This is a genomic window from Streptomyces malaysiense (genome assembly GCF_000980885.2).
GTDB classification, from domain to species: domain Bacteria; phylum Actinomycetota; class Actinomycetes; order Streptomycetales; family Streptomycetaceae; genus Streptomyces; species Streptomyces malaysiense.
On record NZ_LBDA02000053.1, the window covers coordinates 109,711 to 121,740 of the forward strand.

Here is a 12,030-nt window from a genome sequence, read left to right on the forward strand (position 1 = left end):
TGAGCCCGGAACCCTGGGGCTCATCGGCCGGGAGCCACCCGACCGGTCCCGCACGCATCCCAAGGGAGCCACCCGTGCCGCGCATGCTCGACGTCAGTGACGCCGTACGCGCCGAGATCGGCGACGAAGAAGCCGACCGGCTGCTCGCCGGAGAGAACGCCCCGGGCAGTTACGACTGCACGTCCTGCCGCACCCCGGGCGACTCCGAGCAGGAGCGCACCAGCACCGTTCTCTTCGTCGGCGAGGAGACCGCGGTCCTCGCCTTCGCCCACGCCAGCTGTCTGCCCTCGCAGGTCGTCCAGGTCACCGAGGAGCAACTGCAGGGCGCCGTCCGCTCCATCGGCGCACAGGCCGGGGGCGGCGAGCCGCAGCGGCCCGCGCCCGAGCAGGCGGTGCTCGGCGTGACCAGCGGACTCGTCCTGGTCGAGGGCGAGTTGCACCCCGCCCTGGTGGTCGAGCCCACCTCGCCCATCGTGCGCCCCGGCACCCTCGGGGCCGGGGACGACTTCCTGACGCTCCTCGTCGAGCAGGGCTTCATGCCGGTGACCGAACTGGTCGCGGTCCCCCCGGTGCTGCACGGCTGGTCGGTGCTGCTGGCGGTGGGCCAGCTGCACGCGGTCCTCCAGCCGGGGCCGCCCGGCGGCCACCCGATCGCCTGGTGGCAGGCCCACCAGCCGCTCCAGGTCACCGACGGCTGGCGGGCGGCGGCCAACAAGCACCAGCAGGTCCTGATGTTCGCCGCGCCGGTGGGCTCCATCGGCCGCCAGCCGCGCGAGGACCTGCTGCGGGACTCGCTCGACAAGGCGGCGGCCAACGGCAGGCTGGTCGCGGCGGCCCTCCCCCTCGCCGGGACCTGAGCCGCGCGCCCAAAGGAAGGTTGCGAAACCGCATCTCTTCCCGCGCGCTGTCGTTTGGACATACGTGCACGCATACGACACTTCGCCCCGACGGTCCTCGTTCTCCTCCGTTCCGTCCGCCCGGACGGGGCTCGAAGGGGTGGGTGGTGCCTCGGCCACGCCGATCTTCGACATGCTCGCCGCGGAGTGGGTCAAGGCCTTTCGCACGCTGCCGGGCGACCGCAGCGGCGAGGAGGGGATGAGGTTCGTCCCCTTCGGCCTGCCGGACCGCACCGGGTGGTCGTACGGCGGCCATCGGGCGGGCTCGTTCAGCAGCTCGTACAGCGCCTACAGCGCGGGGGCCTACAGCGCCCGCCAGCAGTCGCAGTGGCAGCGCGTCGGCACCCTCGGGCGGCCGCAGCAGGACACCGGGATGCACCATGTGCCGGCGGCGCTGCCTCCCGGACCGCGCCGCGGCGTGTGACACCCGCGCGGAAAGGGCGGCCCCTGTCCGACAGGGGCCGCCCTTCACGTCGTGGCGCGGTTACTTCTTCTTGGCGCCGCGCTTCTCGCGCACCCGCACCGAGATGTGGATCGGGGTGCCCTCGAAGCCGAACTCCTCGCGCAGACGGCGCTCGATGAAGCGCCGGTAGCCCGCCTCGATGAAGCCGGAGGCGAAGAGCACGAAGCGCGGGGGCTTGGTGCCGGCCTGGGTGCCGAAGAGGATGCGGGGCTGCTTGCCGCCGCGGACCGGGTGCGGGTGGGCCGCGACCAGCTCGCCGAGGAAGGCGTTGAGCCTGCCGGTGGGGACGCGGGTCTCCCAGCCGGCGAGGGCGGTCTCGATGGCCGGGACCAGCTTCTCCATGTGGCGGCCGGTGCGCGCCGACACGTTCACCCGGGGCGCCCAGGCGACCTGGGCCAGCTCGGTCTCGATCTCCCGCTCCAGGTAGTAGCGGCGCTCCTCGTCCAGCGTGTCCCACTTGTTGTAGGCGATGACCATCGCACGGCCCGCCTCCACGGCCATGGTGACGATCCGCTGGTCCTGCACGGAGATGTTCTCCGAGGCGTCGATCAGCACGACCGCGACCTCGGCCTTCTCCACCGCGGCCGCGGTGCGCAGCGAGGCGTAGTAGTCGGCGCCCTGCTGGAGGTGGACGCGCTTGCGGATGCCCGCGGTGTCCACGAACTTCCAGGTGACGCCGCCGAGTTCGATCATCTCGTCGACCGGGTCGCGAGTGGTGCCCGCCATCTCGTTGACGACGACGCGCTCCTCGCCCGCGACCTTGTTCAGCAGGGAGGACTTGCCCACGTTCGGGCGGCCGATCAGCGCGATGCGGCGGGGGCCGCCGACGGCGGCGCCGAAGGACTGCGCGGGCGCCTCGGGCAGCGCCTCCAGGACGGCGTCCAGCATGTCGCCGGTGCCGCGGCCGTGCAGCGCGGAGACGGGGTGGGGCTCGCCGAGGCCCAGGCTCCACAGGTAGGAGGCGTCGGCCTCGCCGCTCGGGCCGTCGACCTTGTTGGCGCACAGCACGACCGGCTTGCCGGCCTTGCGCAGCAGCCGTACGACCGCCTCGTCGGTGTCGGTGGCGCCGACCTTGGCGTCGACCACGAAGACCACCGCGTCGGCGGCCTCGATCGCGTACTCGGCCTGGGCGGCCACGGAGGCGTCGATGCCGAGGACGTCCTGCTCCCAGCCACCGGTGTCGACCACCTTGAAGCGGCGGCCCGCCCACTCGGCCTCGTAGGTGACGCGGTCGCGGGTGACGCCGGGCTTGTCCTCGACGACCGCCTCGCGGCGGCCGATGATCCGGTTGACCAGCGTCGACTTGCCGACGTTCGGGCGGCCGACGACGGCGAGCACGGGCAGCGGGCCGTGGCCCGCCGCCTCGATGGCGCCCTCGACGTCCTCGACGTCGAAGCCCTCGACCGCGGCGAGCTCCATGAACTCCGCGTACTCGGCGTCGCCGAGAGCCCCGTGCTCGTACTCGTGCGCGGCCGAGCCGTCGGGCTGGATGTGGTCGTTCATGAAGTCCGTACCTCGTTGTTCATCGTGGTGATCGGTGGAACAGGCCCTCGCGGGCTCATCCCTCGGTGGGCTGATCCACTACTCAAGTGTCGCCTAGCGCCCGGTCAGGCGCCTGGCGTTTTCCAGGTGGGCGGTGAGCTGCTTCTGGATGCGCTCGGTCGCTTCGTCCAGCGTCCGGCGCGTCCGCCGCCCGCTCCCGCCCGGTCGCCCGCCGCCGCCCTCATCGGAGCTTCGCACCCCTTCGACGGCGTCGAACGGGTCGCCGAAGACGACGTCGACGCGCGAGCGCACCGGGGGCAGCGCCTTTATCAGCCGTCCCGGCCGGTCCGAGCTTCCCATGACGGCCACCGGCACGATCGGCGCCCCGCTGCGGACCGCGAAGTAGGCGAGGCCCGCGCGCAGCGAGGCGAAGTCCCCCTCGCCCCGGGTGCCCTCCGGGAAGATGCCGAGCACTCCCCCGGACGCCAGCAGGCCGAGGGTCCGGGTGATGGCGGCGCGGTCGACGGCGGTGCGGTCCACCTGCAGCTGGCCGATGCCGGTCAGGAAGGCGCCCAGGGGGCCGACGAACGCCTCCTTCTTGATCAGGAAGTGCGTCGGGCGGGGCGCCACACCCATGACCATGGGGCCGTCGACGTTGTGGGAGTGGTTGACGGCGAGGATCACCGGGCCGCTCGCGGGCACCTTCCAGGCGCCGAGCACGCGCGGCCGCCACAGCCCGTACATCAGGCCGACGCCGATACGCCGGCCGACCTCGGCGCCCTTCTCGGAGGGCAGGTCCGCGTCCTGTCTCGCGGAGGGCAGGCTCACTTCGCCGCCCGCTTCTCCTCGACCAGGGTGACGACGCACTCGATGACCTGGGCGAGGGTGAGTTCGGTGGTGTCCACCTCGACCGCGTCATCGGCCTTGGCGAGCGGGGAGGTCTTGCGGCTGGAGTCGGCGGCGTCGCGCTTGACCAGCGCCTCACGGGTGGCGTGCAGGTCGGCGCCCTTGAGCTCACCGCTGCGGCGGGCGGCGCGGGCCTCCGGGGAGGCGGTGAGGAAGACCTTGAGGTCGGCGTCCGGCAGCACCGTCGTACCGATGTCCCGGCCCTCGACCACGATGCCCCGCTCGGCGCCGGCGGCCAGCGAGCGCTGCAGCTCGGTGATCCGGGTGCGCACCTCGGGCACCGCGCTGACCGCGCTCACCCGGGAGGTGACCTCCTGGGTGCGGATCGGGGCGGCCACGTCCACGCCGTCGACCGTGATGGTGGGGGCGGACGGGTCGGTGCCGGAGACGATCTCGGGCTTGCCCGCCACGGCGGCGACGGCGGTCGGGTCCGCCAGGTCGATGCCGTTGTGCACCATCCACCAGGTGATCGCCCGGTACTGCGCACCGGTGTCCAGGTAGCTGAGGCCGAGCTGTGCGGCCACGGCCTTCGACGTGCTCGACTTGCCCGTGCCGGAGGGACCGTCGATCGCGACGATCACGGGCTTGGCGGTCGGGGCGGCGCCGTTTTCCACGAGGGGACACCTTCCTGGTGCGGTGTGCGAGCGGGGGCGGGGAGCGAGAGCGCCCCGCACAAGGTTACTGGGTGTGGGTCACTCGTCCGGACGCATACCACCGCCGGGCCCGCCCGGCCCCCCGCCCCGCCCGCGCCGGGCTACTGCCGCAGCGCCCAGCCCCGCTCGCGCAGCGCGCCGGCGAGCACCGGCGCGGCCTTCGGTTCGACCATGAGCTGCACCAGACCGGCCTGCTGCCCGGTGGCGTGCTCGATGCGCACGTCCTCGATGTTGACCCCGGCCCGGCCCGCGTCGGCGAAGATGCGCGCCAGCTGGCCGGGCTGGTCGTCGATGAGCACGACGACGGTCTCGTAGGCCCGCGGCGCGCTGCCGTGCTTGCCGGGCACCCGCACCTGGCCCGCGTTGCCGCGGCGCAGCATGGCCTCGATGCCGGTGCTGCCGGTGCGGCGCTTGTCCTCGTCGCAGGACTGGAGGGCGCGCAGGGCGCCCACGGTCTCCTCCAGGTCGGCGGCGACGTCGGCGAGCAGGTCGGCGACCGGGCCCGGGTTGGCGGAGAGGATGTCGATCCACATGCGCGGGTCGGAGGCGGCGATCCGGGTCACGTCACGGATGCCCTGTCCGCACAGCCGTACGGCGGCCTCGTCGGCGTGTTCCAGGCGGGCGGCGACCATGCTGGAGACCAGGTGGGGCATGTGGGACACCAGGGCGACGGCGCGGTCGTGGGCGTCGGCGTCCATGACGACCGGGACGGCCCGGCAGTGCGAGACCAGTTCCAGGGCGAGGTTGAGCACCTCGGTGTCGGTGTCCCGGGTGGGGGTGAGCACCCAGGGGCGGCCCTCGAAGAGGTCACCGGTCGCGGCCAGCGGGCCCGACTTCTCCCGGCCGGACATCGGGTGGGTGCCGAGGTAGGCGCCGAGGTCCAGGCCGAGCGCCTCCAGCTCCCGGCGCGGTCCGCCCTTGACGCTGGCCACGTCCAGGTAGCCGCGGGCCAGCCCCCGGCGCATGGCGTCGGCGAGGAGGGCGGCCACATGGGCGGGCGGTGCGGCGACGATCGCCACGTCGACGGGCCCCTCGGGGGCGGCGTCGGTGCCGGCGCCGAGCGCGGCGGCGGTCCGGGCCTGCTCCGGGTCGTGGTCGGCGAGGTGCACGGTGACACCGCGCTGCGACAGGGCCAGGGCGGCGGAGGTGCCGATCAGACCGGTGCCGATGACGAGTGCGGTTCTCACTGGGCGATGTCCTTGCGCAGGGCGGCCGCGGCGCCGAGGTAGACGTGGGCGATGTCGGCGCGCGGGCGGTCCGACTCGACGTGGGCGAGGACCCGGACGACCCGGGGCATGGCGCCGGCGACGTCCAGTTCCTGGGCACAGATCAGGGGCACGTCGACGATGCCGAGCTTACGGGCGGCCGCCGCCGGGAAGTCGCTGTGCAGGTCCGGGGTGGCGGTGAACCAGATGCTGATCAGGTCGTCCGCGGCGAGCCCGTTCCGCTCCAGGACGGCGGTGAGCAGGGCTCCGACCTGCTCGTCCATGTGCCCTGCCTCGTCCCGCTCCAGTTGGACGGCCCCCCGGACCGCTCGTACCGCCACGGCGCTGCTCCTCGCTGACAGGTGTTGTCGTGCTCGCCCGTCCAGCGTAGTCAGCCCGCGTGGGCACGGCGCGCGGCGCCCGACCGCTGAGACGATGCGGACGGTCCGGTTTCTTCCGGTTTCCACGCCTTCTTCCAGGCATCGGTATCGGTATCCGCATCCCGACATGTGTACGGAGTGGTGACATGACCCAGGGCGCGACGCGGCGCACGGTGATCGCGACGGGCGCGGCGGTGCTCGCGACCGGCTGCGGCGGCAACAACGGCGACACGAGCGGGGCCGCCGACAGCACGGACAGCCCTTCGCCGACGGCTCCCACGAGCGCGGCGTCCCCGAGCGGCGCGGGCACGTCCGCGGCGGCCGACGCGAAGAGGCTCGCCGGCACGAGCGACATCCCCGAGGGCGGGGGCAAGGTCTTCGACGCACAGAAGATCGTGGTGACGCAGCCTGCGAAGGGGCAGTTCAAGGCGTTCTCGGCGGTCTGCACGCACATGGGCTGCACCGTGAGCCGGGTGCAGAACGGCACCATCGACTGTCCGTGCCACGGCAGCCGGTTCAAGATCGAGGACGGCTCGGTGGCCGAGGGGCCCGCGACCAAGCCGCTGCCCGAGCGCTCGATCAAGGTCGACGGAAACTCCATCCAGCTCGGCTGAGGGGCCGCGTAGGCTCCGGGCATGCAGCCCGAGGACCTGGTACGCGACCACACGATCTACGCCTGCGTCATGGGGTCCCGGGCCTTCGGCCTGGCCACGGACGCGAGCGACACCGACCGGCGGGGCGTGTACCTCGCGCCCACCGCGTCGTTCTGGCGGTTCGAGAAGCCGCCGGCACATGTGGAGGGGCCGGGCGAGGAACGGTTCTCCTGGGAGCTGGAGCGGTTCTGCGAGCTGGCGCTGCGCGGCAATCCGAACATCCTGGAGTGCCTGCACTCCCCCCTGGTGGAACACCTGGACGACACCGGCCGCGAACTGCTGTCCCTGCGCGGGGCGTTCCTCTCCGTGAAGGTGTACGAGACCTTCACCCGCTACGCACTCGGCCAGCGCAGGAAGCTGGACGCCGACGTGCGTACGGCGGGCGCCCCGCGCTGGAAGCACGCCATGCACCTGCTGCGCCTGCTGACCGCCTGCCGCGACCTGCTGCGCACCGGCGAGCTGCACCTCGACGTGGGCGACCGGCGCGAGCCCCTGCTGGCGGTGAGACGGGGCGAGGTCCCCTGGAAGGCCGTCGAGTCCTGGATGGCCCGGCTGGGCACCGAGGCGGAGGCGGCCCTGCGCCACACCTCATTGCCGCCGGAGCCGGACCACGCCCGGGTGGCGGACTTCTTGTTCCGTACGCGCAGGGATTCGGCCCTGGGGCCGGGACGGCCCGGGTGAGACACGGGGCACGTCGGCACCCCGACGGCAGAGCTCCCGCACGGGCGGACGGCCCAGGGGCACCCCGCTCACGAACAGCCGGCCGCGCGGGGGCCGGCCGGCCCGGTCCCGGCGCCCCGACAGCGGCCGGTCCCCGGGGGCCCGGCCCGGCCCGCCCGGCCCCTCAGCTCTCCAGTCTCACCCGCACCACGAAGTCGTGCAGCGCCCCATGACCGGCCGCAGCGTCCGGCAGGGAGGTGGCGGCCTGGGCCTCGTCCAGGGCCGTGTGCAGCCGTTCCACGTCGGCGGCGACGCGGGACCGGTCGAGGCCGGGCAGCGTGCCGTGTTCCCGGGCGGCCTTGGCGGCGATCAGTTCGGCGATGTAGGCGGGGGCTTCCGGCTCCGCCGACAGCGTGGGCAGATGAGGCTGGACCTCGCCGGTGCGCATGAGGCGGATGCCGGTGAGCAGGACGCGGAAGGTGTAGAGCAGCGGCTTGAGTTCGGCGGTCTTCTCGAACAGGCGCCACTGGGTGACCGCGAACCCCCGGTAGTGGTGGGCGTGATGGCTGGTGATCACGTCCGGGGCGAGCTCGGCCAGCTCGCGGTGCGCGTCGCCCGTGTGCACGACCAGCGGGGACAGCAGCTGCTCCAGCACATAGCCGTTGCGGCGCAGCATCAGCCGTACGAACTTGCGCAGGTCGTGCGTCACGAGGTCCAGCTCGGCGCCGTGGTGCACCCACGTCTTCGACCGGGTCTCCTCCGGCTCGCGCAGGCCCACGAGGTCCGCTGCGGGCAGCAGGTGGACGCCTCGCAGGTCCACGTCCGAGTCCTGCGAGGGGAACCCGTACAGGTGGGCCCCGGAGACGGTGGCGAACAGCAGGGGGTCGGGCTGTTCGGCGACCACGGGCGCGAGGTCTATGTCGAGGTTGTCGATCATGGGCCTAAGCGTCCCAGAGTGTGCCGAGCGCCAACAGGTCCTCCCGGTACTCGATCCGCTCGGCCCAGTCCGCGGGCCAGGCGTCCGCACCGAGCCACGCGCCCGCGAACGCGCCGGTCAGGCAGGCGATGGAGTCGGAGTCACCGGCGGTGCAGGCGGCCCGCCGCAGGGCGGTGAGGGGCTCGTCGGGGAAGAGCAGGAAGCACAGCAGCCCGGTGGCGAACGCCTCCTCGGCGATCCAGCCCTCCCCGGTGGCCAGGCAGGGGTCCTCCTCCGGGGAGTGGGTCCGCACGGCCTCCTGGAGCCGGTCCAGGATCGCCAGGCACTCGTCCCAGCCGCGCGCGGCGAAGTGCTCGGGCGTGGGGTCCTGGGCGCGGGTCCACAGATCGCCGAGCCACGTCCGGTCGTAGCGGGTGCGGTTCGTGTGGGCGTAGTCGCGCAACTCGGCGATCAGTACCGCCGGTTCGGTGCCCGCCGCCAGCAGACGGACCGCGCGGGCGGTGAGATCGGACGCGGCGAGCGCGGTGGGGTGGCCGTGCGTGAGCCCGGACTGCAACTGGGCGGCGCCGGCGCGCTGTTCGTCGCTCAGGCCGGGCGCGAGCCCGATCGGCGCGACGCGCATGTTCGCGCCGCAGCCCTTGGAGCCGAGCTGACTGGCGTCCTGCCAGGCGCGGCCCTCGGCCTCCAGCAGCCGGCAGGCGGTCATACAGGTGTTCCCGGGCGCCCGGTTGTTGTCCGGCGAGTGGTACCAGTCCGCGAACTCCTCGCGCACCGGCCGTTCCAGCCGCTTGGGCGCGAGATAGCCGCGCTCCATCGCGGTCCGCAGACCCCGGCCGAGGGCGAGGGTCATCTGGGTGTCGTCGGAGACGAAGGCGCGCCGTGCGAGCGGCATCTCGCGCCAGGGACCGAACTTGGCCAGTATCTCGGGCACTTTGTTGAACTCGGTCGGGAACCCCAGGGCGTCCCCGAGCGCGAGGCCGAGGAGCGAGCCGGTCGCGGGCCGCTTGGACATGTACATCATCCCCCTTTATCGTCATAGTGACAATAAAGGGGGATGATGATCGACGCAAGGCGCTTTCGGAGCCCGCCCTACAGTTCGACCTCCTTCATCAGCATGCCGACCTCGGTGTTCGACAGCCGCCGCAGCCAGCCGGACTTCTGGTCGCCCAGGGTGATCGGGCCGAACGCGGTGCGCACCAGCTTGTCGACCGGGAACCCGGCCTCCGCGAGCATGCGCCGCACGATGTGCTTGCGGCCCTCGTGCAGGGTCACCTCGACCAGGTAGTTCTTGCCGGTCTGGTCCACCACCCGGAAGTGGTCCGCGCGCGCGTAGCCGTCCTCCAGCTGGATGCCGTCCTTCAGTCGCTTGCCGAGGTCGCGCGGGATCGGGCCGACGATGTGCGCGAGGTACGTCTTCTGCACGCCGTACTTGGGGTGCGTCAGGCGGTGCGCCAGCTCACCGTGGTTGGTGAGCAGGATGACGCCCTCGGTCTCGGTGTCCAGCCGGCCGACGTGGAAGAGCCGCGTCTCACGGTTGGTGACGTAGTCGCCGAGGCACTGGCGCCCCTCCGGGTCCTCCATCGTGGAGACGACACCGGCGGGCTTGTTCAGCGAGAAGAACTGGTACGACTGGGTCGCCACGGTCAGGCCGTCGACCTTGACCTCGTCCTTCTCCGGGTCGACACGCTTGCCCTGCTCGGTGACGATCTCGCCGTTGACCTCGACGCGGCACTGCTCGATCAGCTCCTCGCAGGCGCGCCGGGAGCCGTAGCCCGCGCGCGCGAGCACCTTCTGGAGCCGCTCGCCCTCCTGCTCGGCGCCCGGGAAGGTCTTGGGCAGCTTGACGTCCTTCTTGCCCGCGTACCGGTCCCGGTTGCGCTCCTCGGCCCGCGTCTCGTACTCACGCGAGCGCGAGGGCTCCGTACGGCCGCCCTGCTGGGGCCGCCGCGGGCCGCCCTTGGCGCCGCCGCGGGCCGCTCCGCCACGCCCGGACTTGGGCCCGTCCTGGGTCGCGCCGGGGCCCACGTCGTAGCGGCGCTCCTCGGGGCGGGGCTTGCGGGGACGGCCCTGCCCCTGGCGCTCGTCCCGGTTGTTGCCGGCGCCGCGGTGGTTACCGCGCCCGCCACTCTTGCCGCTGCCGCTGCTTCGCATCAAAGTTCCGTCTTAGTCGTCTGCGTCCTCTGCACCCGGCGCGTCGGGCGCGTCCGGGTCGAACGACGGGACTCCCTCCTGGGTCTCGGCCTCGATCGCCTCCGCCTCCGGGAGGAAGGGCGCGAGTTCCGGGAGCTCGTCCAGGCCGCGCAGGCCCATCCGCTCCAGGAAGTAGTTCGTCGTCCTGTACAGGATCGCACCTGTTTCGGGTTCCGCGCCCGCCTCCTCGACCAGACCGCGCTGGAGCAGGGTGCGCATCACACCGTCGCAGTTCACTCCGCGTACCGCGGAGACCCGGCTGCGGCTGACCGGCTGGCGGTAGGCGACGACCGCGAGGGTCTCCAGCGCGGCCTGGGTGAGCCGGGCCGTCTGGCCGTCCAGGACGAGGCGCTCCACGGCGGGCGCGTAGGCGGCGCGCGTGTAGAAGCGCCAGCCGCCCGCGACCTGGCGCAGCTCGAAGCCTCGGCCCTCGGCGGTGTACTCGTCGGCCAGCGCCCGCAGCGCGTCCGCGATCTGCCGCCGCGGCCGCTCCAGGATCCTGGCGAGGTGCTCCTCGGTCGCGGGCTCGTCCACGACCATGAGGACGGCCTCCAGGGCGGGCCTGAGCTCCAGGCCGGCCACGGCGCCCGGTCCCACGGGGGCCTCGGTGGTCTCGCTCACGGCTTCCTCTCCTCCTCGGCCCCGGGCCGCTCGGGCGGCCGGTCGAACTCGTCGGTGACCGCCGGCTGTGCCGCCCCGTCCCCGCCGGTCCAGCGCACCAGCAGCTCCCCGAGGGCGGCCTCCTGCTCCAGGGCGACCGCCTTCTCCCGGTACAGCTCCAGGAGCGCCAGGAAACGGGCCACGACGGTGAGCGTGTCCCCGGTGTCCGCCACCAGCACCCGGAAGCTGGCCTCGCCCAGCTCGCGCAGCCGCGCGACCACGATCCGGGCCTGTTCCTGCACGCTGACCAGCGGGGCGTGGATGTGGTCGACGTACACCTGCGGCCTGGGCCGGGGCTGCATTGCCTTGACCGCGAGCTTCGCGAAGCCCTCGGGCCCGATGCTGATCACGACCTCCGGCAGCAGCTCGGCGTGCCCGGGTTCGAGGCCGACGGTACGGGGGTGACGGCGGGCCTCCTCGTCGACGCGGGCGTTGAAGATGTCGGCGATCTGCTTGTACGCCCGGTACTGGAGCAGCCGTGCGAAGAGCAGGTCCCGCGCTTCGAGCAGCGCCAGGTCGCCCTCGTCCTCCACCTCGGCGGCGGGCAGCAGCCGGGCCGCCTTCAGATCGAGCAGCGTGGCCGCGACGACGAGGAACTCGGTCGTCTGGTCCAGGTCCCAGTCCGGCCCCATCGCGCGGATGTGCGCCATGAACTCGTCGGTGACCTTGGACAGCGCGACCTCGGTCACGTCCAGCTTGTGCTTGGCGATCAGCTGGAGCAGCAGGTCGAAGGGCCCCTCGAAGTTGGCGAGACGGACCTTGAAGACGCCGTCGGCCGGCCCGTCGGGTCCGGTGGCGGACTCCGCGGCCTCGGGTGGGAGGGGCTCCTCCGGTACGACGGCTCCGGGCGCCTCTTCGACGACCGGTGCTCCCGGTCCCCGTCCCAGCGCGCGCCGACGGCCGGCACCAGGGCCGGGACGGGGGGCGTCGTTCGAGGTCATCGCC

14 protein-coding genes are annotated in these 12,030 nt (G+C 72.9%); 4 read left to right on the forward strand and 10 right to left on the reverse strand.

The annotated features are described in order from the left end of the window. Positions 1-74: 74 nt before the first annotated feature. Both VT52_RS22430 and VT52_RS22435 read left to right on the forward strand, forming a co-directional pair. Positions 75-857, forward strand: a complete 783-nt coding sequence (locus VT52_RS22430; RefSeq protein ID WP_046424162.1) for a hypothetical protein — start codon at positions 75-77, stop codon at positions 855-857. 64 nt (positions 858-921) lie between these two features. Then, entirely contained in the window at positions 922-1,320 is a 399-nt protein-coding gene (locus VT52_RS22435) for a hypothetical protein (protein ID WP_046424164.1), read from the forward strand. Positions 1,321-1,380: 60 nt separating this feature from the next. On the opposite strand, the gene der is transcribed toward VT52_RS22435, so the two are convergent. The 5 genes from der to aroH all read right to left on the reverse strand — a co-directional run bounded on the left by der (position 1,381) and on the right by aroH (position 5,946). Beyond that, on the reverse strand, positions 1,381-2,862 hold the full coding sequence (der, locus tag VT52_RS22440) for a ribosome biogenesis GTPase Der (RefSeq protein ID WP_046424166.1): 1,482 nt from the start codon (positions 2,860-2,862) through the stop codon (positions 1,381-1,383). 93 nt (positions 2,863-2,955) lie between these two features. Continuing rightward, positions 2,956-3,585, reverse strand: coding sequence for a lysophospholipid acyltransferase family protein (locus tag VT52_RS22445; RefSeq protein ID WP_046424253.1), 630 nt, complete (start codon positions 3,583-3,585; stop codon positions 2,956-2,958). Positions 3,586-3,665: 80 nt separating this feature from the next. Then, positions 3,666-4,361, reverse strand: a complete 696-nt coding sequence (cmk, locus tag VT52_RS22450) for a (d)CMP kinase (protein WP_046424169.1) — start codon at positions 4,359-4,361, stop codon at positions 3,666-3,668. A 140-nt stretch (positions 4,362-4,501) separates the two neighbouring features. Beyond that, the gene (locus tag VT52_RS22455) at positions 4,502-5,587 is read right to left on the reverse strand and encodes a prephenate dehydrogenase (protein WP_046424170.1); all 1,086 of its coding nucleotides are present in this window, start codon (positions 5,585-5,587) and stop codon (positions 4,502-4,504) included. After that, positions 5,584-5,946: a chorismate mutase gene (gene aroH, locus VT52_RS22460; RefSeq protein ID WP_046424173.1), complete on the reverse strand. Its 363-nt coding sequence runs from the start codon at positions 5,944-5,946 to the stop codon at positions 5,584-5,586. The genes VT52_RS22455 and aroH overlap by 4 nt, the downstream gene beginning before the upstream one ends. Before the next feature lie 185 nt (positions 5,947-6,131). On the opposite strand from aroH, the gene VT52_RS22465 reads away from it, so the two are divergent. After that, positions 6,132-6,599 (forward strand): Rieske (2Fe-2S) protein, encoded by a 468-nt coding sequence (locus VT52_RS22465; RefSeq protein WP_046424175.1) that lies wholly within the window; start codon positions 6,132-6,134, stop codon positions 6,597-6,599. Positions 6,600-6,620: 21 nt separating this feature from the next. Next, entirely contained in the window at positions 6,621-7,319 is a 699-nt protein-coding gene (locus tag VT52_RS22470) for a nucleotidyltransferase domain-containing protein (protein ID WP_046424177.1), read from the forward strand. Positions 7,320-7,482: 163 nt separating this feature from the next. Here VT52_RS22470 and VT52_RS22475 read toward each other — a convergent pair whose 3' ends face one another. From VT52_RS22475 to VT52_RS22495, 5 genes are all read right to left on the reverse strand, one after another. Beyond that, a complete protein-coding gene (locus tag VT52_RS22475) occupies positions 7,483-8,235 on the reverse strand; it encodes a nucleotidyltransferase domain-containing protein (RefSeq protein ID WP_046424178.1) in 753 nt (250 codons plus the stop codon). A 4-nt stretch (positions 8,236-8,239) separates the two neighbouring features. Then, on the reverse strand, positions 8,240-9,247 hold the full coding sequence (locus VT52_RS22480; protein ID WP_107481411.1) for an ADP-ribosylglycohydrolase family protein: 1,008 nt from the start codon (positions 9,245-9,247) through the stop codon (positions 8,240-8,242). Between the two features lie 77 nt (positions 9,248-9,324). After that, complete coding sequence (locus tag VT52_RS22485; RefSeq protein WP_046424182.1) at positions 9,325-10,386, reverse strand: pseudouridine synthase; 1,062 nt, start codon at positions 10,384-10,386, stop codon at positions 9,325-9,327. A gap of 12 nt (positions 10,387-10,398) precedes the next feature. After that, positions 10,399-11,046: an SMC-Scp complex subunit ScpB gene (gene scpB, locus VT52_RS22490; RefSeq protein WP_046424184.1), complete on the reverse strand. Its 648-nt coding sequence runs from the start codon at positions 11,044-11,046 to the stop codon at positions 10,399-10,401. Then, positions 11,043-12,026, reverse strand: coding sequence for a segregation and condensation protein A (locus VT52_RS22495; protein ID WP_046424186.1), 984 nt, complete (start codon positions 12,024-12,026; stop codon positions 11,043-11,045). The genes scpB and VT52_RS22495 overlap by 4 nt, the downstream gene beginning before the upstream one ends. Between the last annotated feature and the right edge of the window lie 4 nt (positions 12,027-12,030).